Origin of the sequence: Halogranum rubrum, from assembly GCF_900114455.1 — an archaeon.
GTDB classification, from domain to species: Archaea; Halobacteriota; Halobacteria; order Halobacteriales; family Haloferacaceae; genus Halogranum; species Halogranum rubrum.
The window spans coordinates 392,789-412,818 of sequence record NZ_FOTC01000002.1; the positions used below are offsets into that span (position 1 = coordinate 392,789).

22 protein-coding genes are annotated in these 20,030 nt (G+C 61.1%); 12 read left to right on the forward strand and 10 right to left on the reverse strand.

Annotated features, from left to right (window positions below; all coding sequences use genetic code 11):
• Positions 1 to 4 precede the first annotated feature (4 nt).
• Positions 5 to 643 (reverse strand): FAD-dependent oxidoreductase, encoded by a 639-nt coding sequence (locus BM083_RS10275; RefSeq protein ID WP_089869143.1) that lies wholly within the window; start codon positions 641 to 643, stop codon positions 5 to 7.
• 161 nt (positions 644 to 804) lie between these two features.
• Here BM083_RS10275 and BM083_RS10280 point away from each other — a divergent pair, with 161 nt between their 5' ends.
• From BM083_RS10280 to BM083_RS10300, 5 genes are all read left to right on the forward strand, one after another.
• Entirely contained in the window at positions 805 to 2,550 is a 1,746-nt protein-coding gene (locus BM083_RS10280) for a 2-oxoacid:acceptor oxidoreductase subunit alpha (protein ID WP_089869145.1), read from the forward strand.
• Positions 2,547 to 3,410: a 2-oxoacid:ferredoxin oxidoreductase subunit beta gene (locus BM083_RS10285; protein WP_049893563.1), complete on the forward strand. Its 864-nt coding sequence runs from the start codon at positions 2,547 to 2,549 to the stop codon at positions 3,408 to 3,410. Before BM083_RS10280 ends, BM083_RS10285 begins: the two co-directional genes overlap by 4 nt.
• A 106-nt stretch (positions 3,411 to 3,516) precedes the next feature.
• On the forward strand, positions 3,517 to 4,413 hold the full coding sequence (locus BM083_RS10290; protein ID WP_089870059.1) for a DUF5995 family protein: 897 nt from the start codon (positions 3,517 to 3,519) through the stop codon (positions 4,411 to 4,413).
• A gap of 160 nt (positions 4,414 to 4,573) precedes the next feature.
• Complete coding sequence (locus BM083_RS10295) at positions 4,574 to 5,266, forward strand: helix-turn-helix domain-containing protein (protein ID WP_089869148.1); 693 nt, start codon at positions 4,574 to 4,576, stop codon at positions 5,264 to 5,266.
• A gap of 168 nt (positions 5,267 to 5,434) precedes the next feature.
• Complete coding sequence (locus BM083_RS10300) at positions 5,435 to 6,109, forward strand: hypothetical protein (protein ID WP_143085712.1); 675 nt, start codon at positions 5,435 to 5,437, stop codon at positions 6,107 to 6,109.
• Positions 6,110 to 6,126: 17 nt separating this feature from the next.
• Here BM083_RS10300 and BM083_RS10305 read toward each other — a convergent pair whose 3' ends face one another.
• Positions 6,127 to 7,104 carry an aldo/keto reductase gene (locus BM083_RS10305; RefSeq protein WP_089869153.1) on the reverse strand — a complete coding sequence of 326 codons (978 nt, stop codon included), beginning with the start codon at positions 7,102 to 7,104 and terminating at the stop codon, positions 6,127 to 6,129.
• A 169-nt stretch (positions 7,105 to 7,273) separates the two neighbouring features.
• Here BM083_RS10305 and BM083_RS10310 point away from each other — a divergent pair, with 169 nt between their 5' ends.
• Positions 7,274 to 7,660: a winged helix-turn-helix transcriptional regulator gene (locus BM083_RS10310; RefSeq protein WP_089869155.1), complete on the forward strand. Its 387-nt coding sequence runs from the start codon at positions 7,274 to 7,276 to the stop codon at positions 7,658 to 7,660.
• Between the two features lie 9 nt (positions 7,661 to 7,669).
• On the opposite strand, the gene BM083_RS10315 is transcribed toward BM083_RS10310, so the two are convergent.
• The 3 genes from BM083_RS10315 to BM083_RS10325 all read right to left on the reverse strand — a co-directional run bounded on the left by BM083_RS10315 (position 7,670) and on the right by BM083_RS10325 (position 10,192).
• Entirely contained in the window at positions 7,670 to 8,317 is a 648-nt protein-coding gene (locus BM083_RS10315) for a DUF6517 family protein (RefSeq protein ID WP_089869157.1), read from the reverse strand.
• A 75-nt stretch (positions 8,318 to 8,392) separates the two neighbouring features.
• Positions 8,393 to 8,596: a DUF8027 family protein gene (locus BM083_RS10320; protein ID WP_089869159.1), complete on the reverse strand. Its 204-nt coding sequence runs from the start codon at positions 8,594 to 8,596 to the stop codon at positions 8,393 to 8,395.
• Between the two features lie 216 nt (positions 8,597 to 8,812).
• Positions 8,813 to 10,192, reverse strand: a complete 1,380-nt coding sequence (locus tag BM083_RS10325; protein WP_089869161.1) for a metallophosphoesterase — start codon at positions 10,190 to 10,192, stop codon at positions 8,813 to 8,815.
• 808 nt (positions 10,193 to 11,000) lie between these two features.
• On the opposite strand from BM083_RS10325, the gene BM083_RS10335 reads away from it, so the two are divergent.
• Positions 11,001 to 11,393 (forward strand): DUF5518 domain-containing protein, encoded by a 393-nt coding sequence (locus tag BM083_RS10335; protein ID WP_089869165.1) that lies wholly within the window; start codon positions 11,001 to 11,003, stop codon positions 11,391 to 11,393.
• Positions 11,394 to 11,773: 380 nt separating this feature from the next.
• Positions 11,774 to 12,247: a redoxin domain-containing protein gene (locus tag BM083_RS10340; RefSeq protein WP_089869166.1), complete on the forward strand. Its 474-nt coding sequence runs from the start codon at positions 11,774 to 11,776 to the stop codon at positions 12,245 to 12,247.
• Positions 12,248 to 12,382: 135 nt separating this feature from the next.
• On the opposite strand, the gene BM083_RS10345 is transcribed toward BM083_RS10340, so the two are convergent.
• On the reverse strand, positions 12,383 to 12,805 hold the full coding sequence (locus tag BM083_RS10345; protein ID WP_089869168.1) for a CoA-binding protein: 423 nt from the start codon (positions 12,803 to 12,805) through the stop codon (positions 12,383 to 12,385).
• A 219-nt stretch (positions 12,806 to 13,024) separates the two neighbouring features.
• Between BM083_RS10345 and BM083_RS10350 the strand changes: the two genes are divergently transcribed.
• Both BM083_RS10350 and BM083_RS10355 read left to right on the forward strand, forming a co-directional pair.
• Positions 13,025 to 13,855 (forward strand): aldo/keto reductase, encoded by an 831-nt coding sequence (locus tag BM083_RS10350; RefSeq protein WP_089869170.1) that lies wholly within the window; start codon positions 13,025 to 13,027, stop codon positions 13,853 to 13,855.
• Positions 13,856 to 13,936: 81 nt separating this feature from the next.
• Complete coding sequence (locus tag BM083_RS10355; protein ID WP_089869173.1) at positions 13,937 to 14,677, forward strand: hypothetical protein; 741 nt, start codon at positions 13,937 to 13,939, stop codon at positions 14,675 to 14,677.
• 25 nt (positions 14,678 to 14,702) lie between these two features.
• Here BM083_RS10355 and BM083_RS10360 read toward each other — a convergent pair whose 3' ends face one another.
• From BM083_RS10360 to BM083_RS10375, 4 genes are all read right to left on the reverse strand, one after another.
• Positions 14,703 to 15,188 carry a hypothetical protein gene (locus tag BM083_RS10360; RefSeq protein ID WP_089869176.1) on the reverse strand — a complete coding sequence of 162 codons (486 nt, stop codon included), beginning with the start codon at positions 15,186 to 15,188 and terminating at the stop codon, positions 14,703 to 14,705.
• A gap of 76 nt (positions 15,189 to 15,264) precedes the next feature.
• Positions 15,265 to 16,374 (reverse strand): DUF373 family protein, encoded by a 1,110-nt coding sequence (locus tag BM083_RS10365; protein ID WP_089869178.1) that lies wholly within the window; start codon positions 16,372 to 16,374, stop codon positions 15,265 to 15,267.
• Positions 16,375 to 16,434: 60 nt separating this feature from the next.
• Positions 16,435 to 17,433, reverse strand: coding sequence for a signal peptide peptidase SppA (gene sppA, locus BM083_RS10370; RefSeq protein WP_089869180.1), 999 nt, complete (start codon positions 17,431 to 17,433; stop codon positions 16,435 to 16,437).
• A gap of 94 nt (positions 17,434 to 17,527) precedes the next feature.
• Positions 17,528 to 18,439, reverse strand: a complete 912-nt coding sequence (locus BM083_RS10375; protein ID WP_009366229.1) for a coiled-coil protein — start codon at positions 18,437 to 18,439, stop codon at positions 17,528 to 17,530.
• A 325-nt stretch (positions 18,440 to 18,764) separates the two neighbouring features.
• Here BM083_RS10375 and BM083_RS10380 point away from each other — a divergent pair, with 325 nt between their 5' ends.
• Positions 18,765 to 19,178 (forward strand): DUF371 domain-containing protein, encoded by a 414-nt coding sequence (locus tag BM083_RS10380; protein WP_089869182.1) that lies wholly within the window; start codon positions 18,765 to 18,767, stop codon positions 19,176 to 19,178.
• Positions 19,179 to 19,232: 54 nt separating this feature from the next.
• The gene (locus tag BM083_RS10385; protein ID WP_009366227.1) at positions 19,233 to 20,030 is read left to right on the forward strand and encodes an endonuclease III domain-containing protein; all 798 of its coding nucleotides are present in this window, start codon (positions 19,233 to 19,235) and stop codon (positions 20,028 to 20,030) included.

Below are 20,030 nucleotides of genomic sequence, written 5' to 3' on the forward strand. Positions count from 1 at the left end.
ACCTTCAGCCGAAGTTCTCTATCTTCGCGCCGTCGACGTCGCCGTCGGCGTCCTCGATAGCTTCCACCGCTTCGTCGACGAACGCGGCGAAGCCGTAGACGAACACTTGCTCACCCTCCGCGCCCGTTACCGCGTCGGCGACGGCGTCGGTGAGGTCGCCGTCGGTGACGACGACTGTGGCACCGTCGTCTTCGAGCGCGCTCAGGCGCTCTTCGTGGGCCGGGTCGTCGTCCTTGTAGACGACGGCGGCCTCGTTGCCGTCGTCGAGGGCGCGTTCGGCGATGGCGACGGCGGGGCCGACACCCGGTCCGCCCGCGAGGACGACGACGCGCGACTCGCCCTCGTAGTGGTCGGAGCCGTAGGGGCCAGACATCTCCACCTCGTCGCCTTCGCCCAGGTCGGCGAGGAATTTGCTGAAGGGGCCGGCCTCTTCGTCGTCGATGCCCACGGTGACCTCGAAGGTGTCTTCGACGCGTGGCGACGAGAGCGTGTAGAAGCGGGCGTAGCCCTCGCCGTCGAGCGTCGCCGAAAGTTTGACGAACTGGCCGGGTTCGGCCGCGAATCCGTCGGGTGCGTCGAACTCGATGGCAATCGTGTCCGAACCGACACTCTCGGCGGCGGTGACAGTGACAGTAGCGTCCATGGATGGGGCTTCTCGGCGGTGGACAAAGGGCCTTCTCATCGAGATACGACGTATCACGCCACGGCGTCGCACGCTTCCCGCAAAATCGACCGTTCGTCCACCTGCGAGTAACCGCCCTTTTCAGAAGGCTTTTCATCCGACAACGGGAACCTCCGACACACATGCCTGCGGACTTCAACTGGGCCATCGGCGGGGAAGCCGGCGATGGAATCGACTCCACAGGGAAGATTTTCGCTCAGGCACTTTCCAGGGCTGGCCGGCACGTGTTCACGTCGAAGGACTTCGCCTCCCGTATCCGCGGTGGATACACGGCGTACAAAGTCCGCACGTCTGTCGACCAGGTCCAAAGTGTCGTGGACCGACTCGACGTTCTCATCGCGCTCACACCGCGGACCATCGATGAGAACCTCGACGAGTTGCACGAGGGCAGCGTCATCGTCTACGACGGTGAGCGCACCTCGATGCAGAACGTCGAGATTCCGGAGGGGATGATTGGGCTGGACGTTCCCCTCAAGAGCCTCGCCGAAGAGGCTGGCGGTGCCATCATGCGCAACGTCGTCGCACTCGGTGCAGCCTGCGAAGTGACGAACTTCCCGATAGAGAACCTCGACAGCGCCCTCGAGAAGCGCTTCGGGAGCAAAGGACAGAAACTCGTCGACAACAACAAGGAAGCCGCCCGCGCGGGGCAGAACTACGTCGCCGACGAGTACGACCACGAGTTCGACTACGACCTCGACACCACCGACAACGACTACGTCCTCCTGAACGGCGACGAAGCCATCGGGATGGGCGCTATCGCCGCCGGATGCCGCTTCTACGCCGGCTACCCCATCACCCCCGCGACGAACGTGATGGAGTATCTGACGGGGCGTATCGAGCAGTACGGCGGCCACGTCATCCAGGCCGAAGACGAACTCTCGGCCATCAACATCGCACTCGGTGCCGCACGCGCCGGTGCGCGGTCGATGACCGCGACGTCCGGCCCCGGTATCGACCTCATGGCCGAGACGTTCGGTCTCATCGCCACGTCGGAGACGCCGCTCGTCATCTGTGACGTCATGCGCTCGGGTCCCTCGACGGGGATGCCGACGAAGCAAGAGCAGGGTGACCTCAACATGGCACTGTTCGGCGGCCACGGCGAGATTCCGCGGTTCGTCGTCGCGCCGACGTCGGTCTCCGAGTGTTTCTGGAAGACCGTCGAGGCGTTCAACCTCGCCGAGAAGTACCAGACGCCGGTCTACATCCTCTCGGACCTCGCGATGGCCGTCACCGAACAGACGTTCCCGCCGGAGGCGTTCGACATGGACGCCGTCGAAATCGAACGCGGCAACGTCGTCGACGACGACACCATCGACGAGTGGCAAAACGAGAAGGGGCAGTTCAAGCCCCACGCGCTCGCCGAAGACGGCATCAGCCCCCGTGCCTTCCCCGGTACGTCGGGCGGTGCCCACATGAGTACGGGCCTCGAACACGACGAACTCGGTCGCCGGACCGAGGATACGGACATGCGCGTCCAGCAGGTCGACAAACGGAACAAGAAGGTCGAGACTGCACAGGAACGCGAAGACTGGAGTCCGCGTGAGTTCGGGAACCCCGACTCCGACCAACTCGTCATCACGTGGGGGTCCAACGAGGGGACCATCGTGGAGGCGATGGGGTTCTTAGAGGAGGAGGGTGTCGATATCCGTCTCCTCTCGGTGCCGTATCTCTTCCCGCGTCCCGACCTCTCGGAGGAGATCAACGACGCCGACGACGTCGTCGTCGTCGAGTGTAACGAGAGCGGACAGTTCGCGGACGTCCTCGAACACGACGCCCTGCGTCGCGTCAAGCGCGTGAACAAGTACAACGGCGTGCAGTTCAAGGCCGACGAACTCGCAGAGGACATCAAGGAGACACTCGAAGCATGAGCTCGGAAGTCAGATTCACCGATTTCAAATCGGACAAGCAGCCGACGTGGTGCCCCGGATGTGGGGACTTCGGCACGATGAACGGCATGATGAAGGCCCTCGCCGAGACGGGCAACGACCCCGACAACACGTTCGTCGTCGCGGGTATCGGTTGTTCCGGCAAGATTGGGACCTACATGCACTCCTACGCGCTTCACGGCGTCCACGGGCGTGCGCTCCCGGTCGGCACGGGCGTCAAACTCGCCAACCCGAACCTCGAAGTGATGGTCGCGGGTGGCGACGGTGACGGCTACTCCATCGGTGCCGGTCACTTCGTCCACGCCGTTCGCCGCAACGTCGACATGACGTACGTCGTCATGGACAACCGTATCTACGGGCTGACGAAGGGACAGGCCTCGCCGACGTCGCGCGAGGACTTCCAGACGTCGACGACGCCGGAAGGCCCGAAACAGCCACCGGTCAACCCGATGGCACTCGCACTCGCCGCCGGTGCGACGTTCATCGCGCAGTCGTTCTCCTCCGACGCCCTGCGTCACCAAGAGATCATCCAGAAGGCCATCGAGCACGACGGCTTCGGCTTCGTCAACACCTTCAGTCCGTGTGTGACGTTCAACGACGTCGACACCTACGACTACTTCCGCGACTCGCTCGTGGACCTGCAGGATACGGACCACGACTCCTCGGACTTCGACGCCGCCAAGGACAAGATTCTGGACTCCTCGAAGGAGTACATGGGCGTCATCTACCAGGAAGAGGATTCGGTCTCTTACGAACAGCAGCACGGTGTCACGGAGAACATGTCGGAGATTCCGGACGGCGCACCCGACGACGCGATGGACCTCGTCCGCGAGTTCTACTAACTCGTCTCTCTGCGCGCTGTTTCCCGTCTTCTCACATCGTTTCTGTTCTCACCGTTCTCACTGCGCCGAGCGAACGGTTATGCTGTCTCCCGAGAATACCTCGTCTGTGAGACGAACGTCTACGAGAACCCGGCGGCGCACGCACCTGCACGTCGCCTTCACGGGCGTTCGTCACCGACACCCAGCACCGACATCGTCACCACCGGACGGTGACCCGGAACTCCTCGCACTCGTCGCCGACCCGTACGTGAGCGTCGCCGATGCACACGAGCGACTCGACGCGCTTCGGGTCGCTTTCGAGGAGCGCGCCGACCGCCGAGGGGTCTTTCTCTCCGTCTACGTCCGAATGACGGGTGCAGTCGCCGACCGCATCGAAGAGGAGTACTTCGACGACGTCGACTGGGTACGTGCGTATCTGGTCACGTTCGCCAACTTCTATCGACAGGCCGTCTACGACGACGAGACGGGGAACCGAGCGGCGTTGCCGGCGGCGTGGCGTCTCGCGTTCGACGCCGCGCGCCGAGGTGACTCGCTCGTCCTCCAAGACGCCGCACTGGGCGTCAACGCACACATCAACTACGACCTCGCACTGACGCTGGAGCGAGTCGGTGTCGGCCCGAATCGGGCAGCGAAGTACGCCGACCACGCGCGAATCACGGAGGTCATCAGACGCATCGTCGACGAGACGCAGACGTCGCTCGCCGCACGCGACGCGGGCGGTCTGGAGACGCTCGACGAATCGCTGGGCCGAGCGGACGAGTGGTTCGTCGTGTTCTCGATCGACGAGTGCCGAGATAGCGCGTGGCGGACGGCGGTAGCGACCCAGTCTCGGTTCCGAAGTCGCCGTCGACTGGCACGGTGGCTGAACGACGTCACGTCGACGGGGGCCGCACGCCTGCTCTGTTCGTCCCGCCTGAGCGACCACGTCCACGAAGCGTTTCGTGCGCTCGAAATCGCCGATACTGACGGTTCGTCGGCGAAAGATTCTGCGAAAGACGAGTAAATGTAAACTGATTGGGTTATATTTGTAGGGACCGTTATAGACTGGACGTGGTAATCAAACGACAGGTTGATCCGAAATCAGTGGTGTCGTCGCTTCGCCGCTCACCCGAGGTGTCGAGCGTCGTGTCTGTGCGCACGGCGTCGCCGTCGGTCTCTGCATCGTGGACCAGTGGGGCAGCGACGGTTCCCAGCAATCGACGACGATGACTATCGTCCTCGCGGAAGTCACGATACCGAGCGAATCGTTCGAACTCGGAGAGATACTGCACGACCACCAGAAACTCCGTATCGAGTTGACGCCGTTCGTTCCGACCGGAAACGGGTTGATTCCGTACTTCTGGGTGGAAGCTGCGGACCAAGACGAGTTCGCAGCGGCAGTCCGACGTGACGAGCGCGTCGCTGCGCTGACCGTCGTCGACGAAGGAGCAGACAAGCGACTCTACCACATCGAGTGGGCCGACTCGATGAGCACCAACGGGTTCTTAGAAGCGATTCGGACGAACGACGTCATCGTCGAGTCAGGTGTCGGCACGAGCGACACGTGGCGGTTCACGCTGCGGGCAGCCACGCACGACGCGCTCGCCTCGTTTCAGCAGTTCTGCACCGACAACGGCATCGAACTGGCGGTGCATCGGGTGTACTCACCGGCGACGGGGGAGTACGACACCGACGGACTCACTGTGAGTCAACGAGACGCACTCCGCGTGGCAAGTCGGCTCGGGTACTTCCAGACACCGAGCAGAGCGACGCTCGAGGAAGTCGGCGAAGAGTTGGGAATCAGCTCACAGGCCGCCTCGAGACGCATCCGACGGGCGGTCGAGACGCTCGTCGACAACACCGTGATACTAGAGTGACGCACGTGTCGAACCCACTCACTAAAGAAAGAGGTGCTTGGTCAACCCTGGGGTGTTTTACAGCGGCACCCCTCGAATACAACACGGCGTGTCGTAATCAGCCGAATGCGGCTGAAACGACTCGAGATCGTTTGCGAAGATATCCAACCGACCAGCGTTGCTGTCAAAATGACACCAAACCAACCTCACAGCACGAAACCGGCTAGTACGCTAGATGAGTTGTTAGACGTACTCGACCACGAGTACTGCCGTCGTGTCCTCGTCGCACTCGTCGACTCGGAACAGCAGAGTGACGCCAGTCTCTCGCCACACTCGATGTGGAAGGAGGGAACCGACCTGCTCGAGAAAGGCCAATCGTACAGCCACCTGTTGAAAATCGACGCTGCAGGGTTCGTCGACTGGGACCGTGAGACCGACACCATCACACGTGGGCCTCGGTTCGACGAACTGCTGCCGCTGCTCGGTTGGGCACCACCACTACCCTCGAAGACGGCACCGGACACGGAGACGGACGAATCGGTCGACGAACTGTTCGACGCACTCAGTCATCCGATTCGTCGACACGTCCTCTTGTCGCTCGCGGACCCCAACTCACTCGCTGTCGACAAAACGATGTCGTACCCGCCGAGCGAGGAGAGCGATGGCGACGATGCTGACTCCGACCCCGACCTCTTGGCGCTCGAACTCAGACATCGCCACTTCACCCTCCTCGACGACTACGGGTTCGTCGAGTGGGACCCAGAGACTGAGACGCTCACCCGGGGGGAACGGTTCGACGACGTCGTCCCGCTTCTCGATTTCGTCGCCGAGTATCGAGCCGAGCAGTCTCGGCAATCGGAATGAGCGTCTCCGAACGCGCCTCAGTCTTTTCCTTCGACGGGCCACTGCGGGAACAGCGGTTCCTCTAGCCGGGCTACTTCGTCCTCGGTAAGTTCGACCGACAGTGCGTCGACGTTCTCTTCGAGGTGGTCGATACGGCGCGCGCCGACGATCGGTGCGTCGACGACGTCCTTGTGGAGTAGCCACGCGAGACTGACCTGTGCTGGACTCGCCGCTTTCTCGTCGGCGATTGCTCGAACGGCGTCGAGGACGCGCCAGTTCTCGTCGGTGAATCGGTTCTGCGTGTAGTCGTCCGTCTCGGCGCGCGACCCTGTCGGGACGTCTCCATCTCGGTCGTACTTGCCTGCGAGGAATCCCCCCGCGAGCGGCGACCACGGGACGACGCCGACACCCTCGTCGGCGCAGATGGGCAACAGGTTCGCCTCCTCGTGTCGGTCGACGAGGTTGTACTCCGGTTGCAGGCAGGCGAATCGCTCGTACCCTTCGATGTCGGCGGTGTAGAGTGCTTTCGAGAACTGCCAACCGGCCATCGTACTCGCGCCGAGGTAGCGAACTTTCCCCGACTCGACCAGATAATCGAGCGCCGACAGCGTCTCTTCCAGTGGCGTCTCGTCGTCCCACCGATGAATCTGGTAGAGGTCGATGTAGTCGGTGTTGAGTCGGTCGAGACTCCCTTCGACTTGGTCGAGGATATGCTTCCGGGAGAGACCACCCTTGTTCGGACCGTCGCCCATGTCGAAGTACACCTTCGTCGCGAGGACCAACTCTTCTCGGTCGTGGCCTGCGATGGCTTCACCGAGGATGGACTCACTCTCGCCGTTCGAGTACGCGTTCGCCGTGTCGAAGAAGTTGATTCCCAGTTCGAGTGCCCGTTCGATTACGTCGATGCTTCCCGCGCGGTCGTTCATCATCCACTCCTGTCCCGACCCGAAGTTCAGACAGCCGAGACAGAGTCGTGATACGTCCAGCCCGGTTCGACCGAGTCGTGTGTACTCCATCACCTTCCCGTACTCGTGGGAGTGAGATATAGGGTCGAGACCGAGGCAAGGGAGTAACGCCGAAGCGTCGGCGTAATGGCGAACTCGCCGCAGAGCGTGGCGCTACGGGTTGTGCGTGTGAGTGACCCCAGACCTATCGACCTAATAGTTGGTGTACCCAACGAGTAACATGACTCGTCCCGATTCCGGTTCTGACGACGCTGGCAACCCGGAGACGCTCCTCTCTGTGACGTTCGAGGGTCCGGCACCGACCATCGACGTACAGGACAAAGCGAGACTGTTCGTCCAACTCGGTCGGGCGCACACGATTCCGATACTCCACGAGTTCGAATCGGACCCCGGACCGAGACGTTTCTCAGAGTTACAAGAGACGCTAGACGTCCCGTCGACGACGCTTACCGACCGGCTTCGAGAACTGACCGCTGACGGGTTCATCACCCGCCAATCTTACGACGAGATTCCACCGCGAGTCGAGTACACGGCGACACAGAAGACACTGGACCTCGCGCCGATGTTCGAGTACCTCTGTCGGTGGGGCGTCTACTACGAGTTTTGAGCCGGCAACTCACGCCTCGCTAGCTTCGTGTTCGATGCGCTCTACCAGTCGATGAATCGTCTCCGTCTCGTCCATCGACTCGGGGTGGACGGCGATGGCGACGACGACGTCGTCGCCGTGTTCGACGGCCAAGACGTGTACTAAGACGCCAGTTTGCGTTCCGTCGACGTCGATGCTCCCGGCGTACGTCGTCACGTTCGTGGGCGTGTCGAGCACGGTTCGTTCGCTCGCTGCGAGTCGGCGGAGGTTCGAGACGTTGTCCAGTCGGTCTGTCGCGCCGAACGAAGAAGCGGCGTCGACGACGCGGTCGACGAGCACCCCGTCGGCCATCCGGCCGAACGGGTTGATGGACTCACCGGCGACTTCCACGTTCGGTGTGCTCACGATGAGGAGCGCCGCCGTCTGATTGTCTGCCGTCGTTCGCGAGTACCCGGAGACCCAACTCGTGACGGTGACGTTTCGAGAGACACCCGCGACACCGACGCTGTAGGTGAGCGGGACGGCCGTCGTGTTCCCGTGGACGTACGACAGCGATTCGTGCGCTGCCGTCGGAATCGTGGCCGGTGTCGCCTCTGCGGAGAGGAGGGTCCCGGTACACCCAGCGAGGAGAATCGCCAGTACCAGGGTGACGACGGTGACAGTCTGTCTCGAACTCATGACGAGACGACGAGCTCTGAAGTGATGAGTATTGCTAGCAACCACCGTTCGGCGAGCCGTAGTCGACAGACTGGTTCACTTCGCGGGTCGAGTCGACTGGTCTCGCTGTAAGTCGAGCAACCGTTCGATATCCTCCGAGTCGAGGACGTCGACGAGGCTCTCTCCGGCTTTCACACGCTCGTGTTCGGCGTCGGTCAGAAATTCGCTGTGACCGTGTTCGGCCAGGAGTCTTGCGAGCGTCTCTTCGAGGTCGTCGGGGTCGTATCCTGGAATCGGCATAGGGGAACCACGTTCCACGGCAACTTATAGCACTAGTCGACCGCGTGGGGATGGTACGCTCTGCGAGGACTCTCGTACTCGATAAACACGATAGTGCGATAGGGAATTGGTCTCGACGTCACGAATAGCTTCGAAGTCTGTGTAAGAGTCGAGACTCTCCGCCTGCAGTTCCCGAAACACGGAATTTGACTGTTCCTTCGTCGATGAGGCGGAACGCTACCGACGTTCGCCTCGTTCCCGAGTCGACTGGTGTATCGGTTGCTCGGTCGATTCCACCTCGAGTGGGCGCCACGTCGAGTCGACAGTGGTACGGTGTGGAATCGGATTGTCGATATTCGGATTTCGGGTCAGCAGTCGCTCTAAAAGCGACAAATCAGTTGGGTTCGGCTTTTCGACGATTTCGTAGTCGACCACGATTGCTCCATCCTCCTCGGAAATTCGAACGTAATTGAGTCGATACCAAGAGTAAAACACGCGCGGAAGAACGCCGAGCACCACTGACTGTCGAGACAGGCGCTTCAGCCACGTTCCCGTGTTGATTACGACGCGGTCGTTGAGTTCGGTCACCGATGCCCGATGGGTGTGACCGTAGACGAACGCCGCGACTTCGGGATGTTGTTCGAACACCTCCCGTGCGCCCTCCAGGTAGGTGTCGTACACTTCTCTGGGATCTTCGTCGTTCAGTAATCCGAAGCGGGTCAGCGTCTGCCGTACGTCCCTGACCAGGATGAAAAGCGGGAGAGAGAGAACGAGTAAGAGAATGAAGATAGCGACGTTCACCGCTAGGACGACGTCTATCAGAACGCCGACGATACTGAGTTGACTCAGAACCGAAACGATGAGCCGGTTCGGTGTCGACCAGATTCCGAAAGAATCGACGAGAAATATCCCCAGATACAGCACGCTGATGTTGAACAGCAAGAGGAACGGAACTGCCGCATAGCGGATAATCGGACTCATCTCGCGATAGAAGTAGTTCGAGATCATCCAATCGGGTATCTGAGTCATCGGAGTCACCGACTGAATGTCCTTGAGCCAGTTGAACTTCCCTCGATCGGATAGCTGTCCGGCACGACCTGTGATATGGCGGTTGACATAGTAGCCCGGTGGATTTGCGTACGGATTGCCAAAGTCGGGACTCTTGTTGTTCGGGTCTCGCTGTTGTCCGTGTTCGATCCAGATGACGCGGTCGCCAACCGGACGAGTAATGACCACCTCTTGTTCGAGCGTGATGTTGTACTCGGCTAATCGATCGACGTATTCTGGATAGCAGGCAAGCTCGTAGTCGTGGTTCCCCGGGATAAACGTGATCAGGATCCGTTCGCCAGTTGCACGAAACTGCTCGAAGAGTTTCGGATAGCGGTCGACGAGAGCGTCGAACTTCTCTATCCCGTCGAGTTCGGTATACTCCCACAGTCCGAACGCGTCGCCGTTGACGATGAGTTCGATATCTTCCTCACTCTTTTGTAGTCCCCGGAGGAACGTGAGAAGTTCCTCTTCGAACTCGACGTTTTGGAGTTCCTCGTCTCCACCGATGTGGAGGTCGCTGATAAAGTAGTATTCTTTCGAGCTCTGTCGTGTTGGTTGTAATGCCATGTCTGCAACTCACTCGTGTCGGTCGTTGATCTGGTCACCTATCTCTGAGCAACGTCTCTCAGCATCGAGTACCCAAATTACGTCTCCGGAATACTTGAACGTGACATCCTCGTCTCCGCGTAAGGGCTATCACTACGGATCCTGTTCTCGTCTCGTTAGCCTCCAACCCGTCCACGGTGAAGAAGCCGAGTTGGGAGCGCGTCACCGCTTCGCAGATTGCGCCCCGAGGCGATCAGCAAGTTGCCCTGAGACACCTGTCAGGTGGGACGACCCAAAGATTGCAACCAGCAGTCCGCCCAGCGTGTTGTAGAACAGATCGAGAATGGTGTCAACGATGCCGTACTGGGTGAGGACAGTGTCTGCTCCCAGGTGACCAGAGATCACACTGATGTAGAACTCGAGGCCTCACAATAGATGCGGAACTGATAGAGGAGATGAACCTCACTCGAGGATCCGAAGGGTTCGTGAGACTGTAGATATGTGACAAACTCCGACCGTCGGTTACGGTAGTAGAATTGCGATGGAGATAGAGTCTCACGACATCACTCACCCGGTGAACCCTCTAGCACGGCGTTTCTTCATCCTCTGTTCCATCGCTCAACGAGTTCCCATCTCCATCAGTTTCAGAACGTACGAACAGACGTCGTTATGGTAGACAGATGATTTTAACTCCACGCGCGGAGGAGAGACGCGTAAGGAAACAAGATTAGCCAAAATGCAAATATTTATGGATAAAAGTGCCCAATTTAATGAGAATATTGGTATTAGTGCATATATATTTATCTCTATTTGAGTGCATCACAGAACTATGGTCAATTGGAGAGCAGTGGCATACGGCATGGTGACAGCGTTTGTCGTCGGGATTATCAGCGGGCTTGGACTTCCGTTCACGGACGCAACCTTACCTGTGGTTGGTGCTGGCTTCTCTGGGTTAATCGCCGGTGGAGTCGCAGGATACTACAGTCACGAGGGGATGGGTGGTGGGGCATTACACGGTCTCTTGGCAACCACCATTGGAGGAATCATCGTCGGCCTCGTGTTGATCGTACTCGGTACGCTAGCTGCGGGCCTCGGAGGCTTCGGGCTGGCTGTCGGATTCCTGTTGTTAATCGTCGCATCAGGACTTCCCGGTGCCGTCGGCGGGGCAGTCGGTGCGATGTTTAGAGGTGAAGAAGAGCCCATGGGTCGCCCCGCAGCATAAGTACGAACGCGTACCCGTACAACCGAACTTTTTGTCGAGCTTTCCCCGTGAGCGAACTGCCTCGACGTCAGATTCCGAGGCGTTCGAACTACTTTTTCGGAAGTTGACTCTCTGGTAGGTCGATTCCCGTCCGTGTCGCAGTTCTGCATATCCGTCATAGACCGACAAACACTGGACGATTCGACCGTTTCTTCGGCATACCGTACGGATGTCGACATACAATTTGAGCAGGTACAGACGAGGTACGTTCACGGCGACGTCGACGAGCGAGTATTTGAAGAAGAAATCACTCGCGGATGTGCACCGACTAAAGGCTCACGCCTGCGGTGATGCCGTGGTCGAAACACCCCTTTACCTGTACTCGACCCCAAGGAGGAGGTATGCCATCGACCGGTGACGAAGCCCCCGACTTCACGAACAAGGTCGCAAACGGAGACGTCGAGGAGTTCACGCTCTCGGAGCACACCGGTGACGGACCGGTCGTCTTGGCGTTCTTCCCCGGCGCGTTCACGCCGCCGTGTTCGAACGAGATGGTCGCGCTCGAAGAACATCTCGGCGACTTCGAAGACGCCGGTGCGTCGGTCTACGGAGTGAGCGCCGACTCGCCGTTCTCGCTCAACGCGTTCCGCGACGAACACGACCTGTCGTTCCCGCTCGTCAGCGACATGAACCGTGAGACGATTCAGGACTACGGTCTCGAAATCGACATCGCGGACCTCGGACTGTACGGCGTCGCCAACCGTGCCGTCTACGTCCTCGATAGCGAGGGAACGGTGACCTACGAGTGGGTCGCCGACTCGCCGGAGAACGAACCCGACTACGACGAACTCGTCGACGCCGTCGAGTCGGCGTAACCGTCGATTCTGAACTCGCGGCCGAAGAACGACGACCGCACCGCCTTTTTGACACACTGCTCGACGAGTGATACCGACGCCAGTCGTCGGATGGTCTCGCTGACCCCTCTTTTTCAGAGTGCAATCGCTACACAGTCAGTCCATCGGGTTGCGGATCAGTTGGCCGTGTTCGACCTTCATACAGCGGTCCTGGACGACGTCGACACCGGCCGTTTCCGCCCTTCGTGCCGCCTCGTCGTGTCGGATACCGGATTGCATCCAGACCGCCTTCACGTCGTCGCGGGCGAGCGCCTGGTCGACGATTTCCGGGACTTCCTTGCTCGGCCGGAATATCTCGACGATGTCGACCGATTCGGAAACGTCGGCGAGTGAGTCGTACGCCTGCTTGCCGAATATCTCGTCCGCGTTCGGGTTGACCGGTCGCAGGTCGTACCCGTGGCGCTGGAGATACGCTGGCACGATGTGGGCTGCTTTCTCGTACGACGTCGACGCGCCAACCACGGCAACTCGCGTGTACTGCAGGATTCGACGGAGTCCGTCTGCGTCTTCGATTGGCATACGTCTGTATGGTGGAGACGGAAAGTCAGTCTACCGCCGAAACCGTCGACGACGTTCTCTGAACTCGTTCGGACTGCAGCCTGAGCGCACCATCAGACCATTTGCTATCGCAAATGACAGTTTATCAGTGTCGAGAAGATGGTTCGTGGTAACACGCTGGAAGCGGCAGGATACTACCCGGTCGGAACCCCTTTTCACGTCACGCCCCTCGTGTCGTGTATGTCGCAACAAGACCTCTCGGCCGGCGAAGTCGAACGCGCGAACGGAATGCCAGTCCTCGGTCTCGGAACGTGGGAGAACACCGAAGACGGGCAGTGTGCGACCTCCGTGAAGGAGGCGCTGGAGATGGGCTACCGCCACATCGACACCGCGCAGGTGTACGGCAACGAAGAGCAGGTCGGCGAGGGTATCGCCGAGGCCGACGTCGACCGTGAGGACATCTTCCTCGCGACGAAGGTCTGGATCGACCACCTCGACCACGACGGCGTCGTCGAGACGACGAAAGAGAGTCTCGACAAACTCGGCGTCGACAAGGTCGACCTCCTCTACGTCCACTGGCCGTCGCGGACGTACGACGCCGAGGAGACGCTCGGCGCGTTCAACGAACTCGTCGAGGAGGGACTCGTCGACCGTATCGGCGTCAGCAACTTCCAGCCAGAGCACATGGAAGAGGCCGTCGACGTGTCGGACGAACCCATCTTCGCCAACCAAGTCGAACTCCACCCGCTGCTCCCGCAAGAGGAGATTCGTGCGAAGGCCGACGAACTCGACATCGAAGTCGTCGCGTACTCACCGCTCGCACGCGGTGAGGTCTTCGACGTCGACGAACTCGAGGAGATCGCCGAGAAACACGACGCCAGCGCGGCGCAGGTCAGTCTCGCGTGGCTTCGCGAGAAGGGCGTCACGGCCATCCCGAAGGCGACGAGCACCGACCACATCGAAGACAACTGGGAGTCGCTCGGCGTCGAACTCGACGACGAGGACGTCGAGAAGATAGACGGTATCGAGAAGACCGACCGTCGCGTCGACCCCGACTTCGCGCCCTGGTAAGCGGCCGTCGTCGTCATTCTTCGATTCTTTTCATTCTCGAAAAGCATAGCTTTACGTCGTCCGACCAGACACACGTGGTCGATGGAATCGACTCAGCCGGGTATCTTCGGCGCGATTCGGATCGACCTCGCGCGTCTCCACGCGACGTGGATGGAACTGCTCTTCCCGCGACAGCTCGACCCGAGTCGCGTGCTCGGGAAGTGGCATCCCGAGACGACGGTCGAACGAGTCGGATACACCGGATGGGCCGCAGTCGGTCTGCCGCTCGTCGTCGTCGGCTATCCGCTCTTGCTCGTCGGGATGCTCGCGCGCTTCCACGCCCAGCGACTCGATAGCGCAGGGGCTCGACTCGGTGTACTCGGTGTCGTCGGCCTCTCGCTTCTCGTCTGGGGGGGACTCACCACAGTCGCACATCTCCGATTCTCACAGAGTGGCTTTCTCGCGGTGCTCGCAGCGAGTGTCGTCGCGACGTTGGCCGCAGCCCTCGCCGTCGTCTTCGGCCGGGTCGGTGGCCGGGGGACGAGAGTCCTCCTCGCGTATCCGACGGGGATGACGGCGCTGTTTCTCCCGCCGGTCGTCGCCGCCCTCTACTCGCCCTCGGTTGCGAGCGTGGTCTTCCCCGGTAGCCAGTCGCTCGCCGTCTGGTTACTCGACACCGTCCTCTCGGTCGGTGGGCTCGACGTTCTCCTCCGCGACCAGTTCGACCTCCGAGGCGTCGCCTACGTCGCCATGTGGTTCGGCCTGGCCGTTCCACTCGGGTGGCTCTTCGGCGTCGTCGTCACGCTCGCAGACGTCGTTCGCCCTCGCGCCGGTCGGGCGTGAACTGCTACGCTCGCCGACTCATCGTTCACTCGAACGACCGTTCCTGTCGCTGCATTCTGCGGATAACGTCGACGAGTTCGCTGGGCTGCGTCGACCCGACGACGAGTCGCTGATTCTCGCCGTAGACGAGTTCGACCCCTTCGTTTCCCCCGATGTTGAACGACCGCTGGTCGCCTAACCCGACGTGGATACCCCAGTGGCCGAGCGGCGTCGCCGGATGGTAGACGTGCCGTTCGACTCGTTGAATCTCCTCGAACGGGATGTGCTGTGTGACGCGAAACGGCGGGAAACTGACGACGACACCCTCGTTTGTCACCTCTGTGGTCAACCGCATCGCCGCGAAGCCAGCGACGAGACCGACAGCAGTGAGGAGACAGAGTAGTTGTCCGGCGAGTGTCGTCGCCTCACTGACCCCGAAGGCGAGAAAGACCAGTGCCGTCGCGACGACGACGACCCAGAGCGTGGGCCGACGGAATCGCTGTACCTCCCGGTAGACTGCCTCGGTACTCACGTGTTAACATACGACGTGAGCGGAGAAAAACAGCGCGGCACATAGACGTATCAGCCTCGCTACCCGGCGTGGTACGTTACTGCTCGGCGACGTCGTCGAGTGTCTCATCCCGCATTCGAGCAGTGACGCTGACCCCGAGGAGACTGACGACGAGCCCCGAGACGACGAAGATAGCGAGCCGCTCTATCGGCGAGAGGAAGACACCGTTCGGTAGTTGCAGGTGGCCGAGTATCGACTCCTGTTCGAGGAAGTAGCCCGTGAACCCGCGGACGACGAGGCCGACGGCGAGGACTCCGAACGGGAGGTTGAGGTACGGTGCGCTGAGTCCGTCCGATTGGATGAACTCGTCGAGGACTCGGCCCGTACTCGCGGTGAGTGCGGCGAGTGCTAACCACGGAACGCTCCGATAGGAGAACAACAGGACGCGGATGTACGTTGCATCGGTCTGGATATCGCGGACGGCGAGCGCACCGAGGAACACGCCGACGAGGGCCAGACCCGCCGCGACGACGTAGGTAACGATAGACACCTGCCCCGAGTAGAGCGCGTCGCGAGCGCGCTCGACGGCGGTGGCGAGTCTGTCGTCGATGGCCAACCCCTTGTAGAGGAGCACGGCCCCGAGCAACGAGGCGAGTGCCGCGAGCGCGACCTGTGGGCCGAACTGGGTCAAGAGGAGTGGCAGTAGTAATAGCCCGATACCCAGTGGGACGAGGACCGTCGAACGCAGTTCCTCGTCGCCGAGAAACTGCTTCAACAGGTAGTACGTCGACTCGATGTCGTGGGCCTGGCGAACGACGACACGGTCCACCGAGTGGATCGGGAGACGACTCTCGACGATGGGGACGATACGCTCGTCCTGTGCGCTGTCGATGACGACGATAGCCGAGTCGAGGTCGTACCTCTCGATGAGGTCGTCCAGTTGGGCCGCGACCGAACGGTCCGTCCCGACGAGTGAGTCACCGACGCCGCCGACGACGGCAACGACTGCTTCCTCCTGTTCGTCACGCAGGTCGCGTGCGACGCGAAGCGACTCTAAGAGACAGTTGACGCTCGAATCTTCGGGGTCTGCGAGTCCGACGTCCGTCACCAGTGCGTGGACCGCCTCCCACCCCGCGACGGGGAGTTCGAGACCGGCCTTTCGGCTGATGTCGTTCGAGCGGTCGACACAGACGACCAGCGTGGACACATCTGTGGCGAGTACCGGACGCGTAAAAACCCTCCCGGTCAGGGTTCGAATCTCGGTCGCTTAGAACCGGAAGTCGAACCCGTCGTCCGGCCGCACGGCACTCGCGATACCCGCGCCGAAGGCGAAGGCGACGGTCTGTGCCCCACCGCGGAGACGGGAGGCGAGTCCACGCTGCGGTTCGAACGTCGACACCGACACCGTCTGGTCGAGACGGTCTTCGAGCATCGCCTCGACGTCTTCACGTGTCCCCAGGTGGTCGACGAGTCCGAGTTCGAGCGCCTCCTCGCCGAGGAAGACACGGGCTTCTGTCGCACGGATCTCTGCCGGGTCCATCCCTCTGCCTTCGGCGACCCGCTCGACGAAGTTCTCGTAGTAGTCGTCGATGAGTCCCTGGAGGTACGCGCGTTCGTCGTCGGAAATCTCCTTCAACGGTTGGCCCGCGTCCTTGTACTTCCCCGCGGCGAATCGCTCGTAGGAAACCCCGAGTTGGTCCGCGAGTTCCGAGACGTTCGGTCGCGACCCGATGACGCCGATACTGCCGACGATGCTGGCGTCGCGCGCCCAGAGTTCGTCACACCCGCTAGCTATCCAGTAGCCACCGCTGGCACAGACGTCTGTCGTGTAGGCAATCGTCGGTCCGTCGAACGCCGCCGCCGCCAGTCGGATGTCGTCGCTCGGGACGACTTCACCGCCCGGCGTGTTCAGTTTGACGAGGAGCGCCTTCGCGTTACTGTCGTCGTCGGCCGCCTCGATACGGTCGACGATATCGTCTGCGGCGTCGCCGCCGCCACTCGTCGGGAGCGGTCCGCGGCCACCGTCGCGAGTGATCGGTCCCTCGACGGCGACTTCGGCGACGTTGTAGCTCGGGAAGCGATACTCCGCGAGACGGCCACCGTAGCGCACCCCGAAGACGACGGTTCCGAGGACGAGCAAGACGCCAAGCAACTCGACGAGCGAGTCTGGTATCTCGAAGAAGAGAAACCAGCCGAGAATCGTCGCGACGGCGGCGGCGAAGAGAACGATACCTAGCTGCCCGAGACGCGTGGTCCAGTCACTCACGGGCGTTCACCGCGCTGCATCTGTGACACCTGCATAGCTACCGCTCGGGGCGCAGACGGTATAAAACTAAAAGCGAGAGATGAAAACGTCGAACTTAGAGCAGCCCCGTCTTCTGGAGCTTCATCAGGTCCTCGGTGTCGAGGGTTTCGCCTTCCTTGAACTTCTGGTAGATCTCTTCGGCCTCGGCCTTGGCCTCTTCGCGCTTCTCGGCGCGCTCGTCCTTCCGCTCGGCCTCTTCCTGCTTGTCGAGTTCGCGGAGGCGCTTCTGGACGCGGACGAAGTCCTCGTGGTGGCGGTCGGCGGCTTCCTGCGCCTGCACGAACAGTTCGTGCATCTCGTCGGCCTTGTCACGGATGTCGTCGGCCTCGCGGTAGGCCTCGATCATCTGGTTGTGGTGTTCCTGGGCTTTGTCGGCGAGTTCCGTCACCTTCTGGTGGTGCTGGGACGCCTCGGAACGGACCTCTTCGGCCTCTTCGACGAGTTCTTCGAGTTCGCCGCTGTCGTCGACCTTGTCCTTCTTCTGCTGGTACTGTTCGCGCTTGTTCTCGATCTTCTCGATCAGTTCGCGCTCGTCTTCGGTCGAGAGGACCTCGGTCTGCTGACGGAACTCGAGTTGCTCGATCTCTTCTTTGAGCTCTTCGAGACCTTTCCCGTCGTCGAGTTCAAGGTCGCCCTTCATCTCCTCGACTTTGTCGAAGAGTTCGTTGGCTTTCGCGTTGAGCTCGTTTCGGCTCTCTTTGTGCTCTTGGACCTGCTCGTTGAGCTCGTCGCGCTGTTCGCGGTGCTCTTGTGCCTCGTCGACCTTCTCGCGCGTCTTGGCGTTCAGGTCGTCGCGCTTGGATGCGCGTTCGGAGGCCATCTGGTTGAGCTCGTTTCGTCGGTCACGGAGCTGACCGGCGAGCTTGATAAGTTGTCCTTTAGAACCAGATTCGAGTTGTTCGTCTGTGAGTTCGACGTTCTTCGACTCATCGAGTTCCTCGATGTCGAATTCTTTTACTACTGCCATGCTTGATCAAACCTCGATACCATCACCGCTCCGGTGGCGGCGGCTACTCGTCGGAGTGCGACCGGCCGATTATAAGAATTCCCGATCATTCTGCGTGCGATGCCGCCGGAACGCCGGAGGCGCTCTGGTAACTGCTACTACAGCAGTCCCACATATAAATGCATCGGTGGTCTGGATGGGTGAAAATGGCTACCATGCCGCTCGATACGGCTGTGTGGGTCGTTCACACTGGTGGACAGTAGTATATAAATTATCGAGCACTCCAGAGCCAGTCCACACGAGAGAGAACGGCACGCCTTTGGTGCCGACTGGCCGTGTTCTCTCTATGGAAGAAGTCGTCCACGCACGCGGGCACGAACACGTCTCCGCAGAGCACGCGAGTACGTTCGAGGTGACGAGCGACGACTGGTTGACGCCGGCCGGCGACTGCATCCTCGCGATCGACGCCGACCGCACTCCCGCAGACTTCGACGACGCCTTCGTCGAGGCTTGTCGGGACGAAGGCGCTGAGATCACCGCCACCTTCGACGCCGACGGTCTGACCGAGACGGTCGTCGGGAGCGGCCATCCCGAACTCACCTTCGAGAACGACCGGAGCATGGTCGGCCGCACGAGCGACCACACCGACGACCGGACGTTCATGATTCACGCCGACTTCGCCGCCGAGGGATTCGACCGCGAACTCGTCGACGCCCTCGCCGACGGCGCAGCCCTCACGGTGACGCTCTCTGTCGAATAGAACTCGAACACGCCTGCCAGCGCACTTTTGCAGTCTGCATCCGCATACCCCTCTATGCCCGAAGAACCCGCCGAGAACATCAGCGGCGGCATCGACGGCGGCGGCGCAGACGCGGCGTTCACCCCCGACGACGCCGAGACACGCGCGGCGGCCGTCGTCGAGACGCTCGGCGAGATGTACTGGCAGAAAGCATACGGTGGCCAAGACGCCTTCACCTGTCTCGTTCGGACGATTCTCAGCCAGAATACGAGCGACAAAGCCAGTCAACCGGCCCACGACAGTCTGATGAACCGCTACGGCGGCGGTGACCTCGCGACGACGCTCGCCGACGCCGAGCAGTCCGAGTTAGCTGAAACGATTCAGTCTGCGGGGTTGTACAACCAGAAGTCCGAGATGATCGTCGGCGCGGCCGAGGAGATTGTCGACGAGTTCGGCGGTGCCGACGAGTTCGACGAGTTCGTCAGAGAGGAGGACCCCCAGACGGTTCGTACCCGTCTCTTGGAGATTCACGGTGTCGGGCCGAAGACGGCCGACTGCGTGTTGCTCTTCTCCGGTGGTCGCGGCGGCGTCTTCCCCGTCGACACACACGTCCACCGTATCGCTCGACGGATGGGGCTCGCGCCGGCAGACGCCGACCACGAGGAAGTGCGCGAACATCTCGAACGCGACGTTCCCGCGGAGAAGTGTGGCTTCGGCCACACGGCGATGATTCAGTTCGGGAGAGAGTACTGTACGGCGAGAAAGCCAGCCTGTCTCGACGGGCCGGAAGCCTGTCCGCTGTACGACCTGTGCGACCGTGTCGGTGTCGACGAACTCGACGAGACGGTCGTCGACCCGTCCGACGCGGCGTAA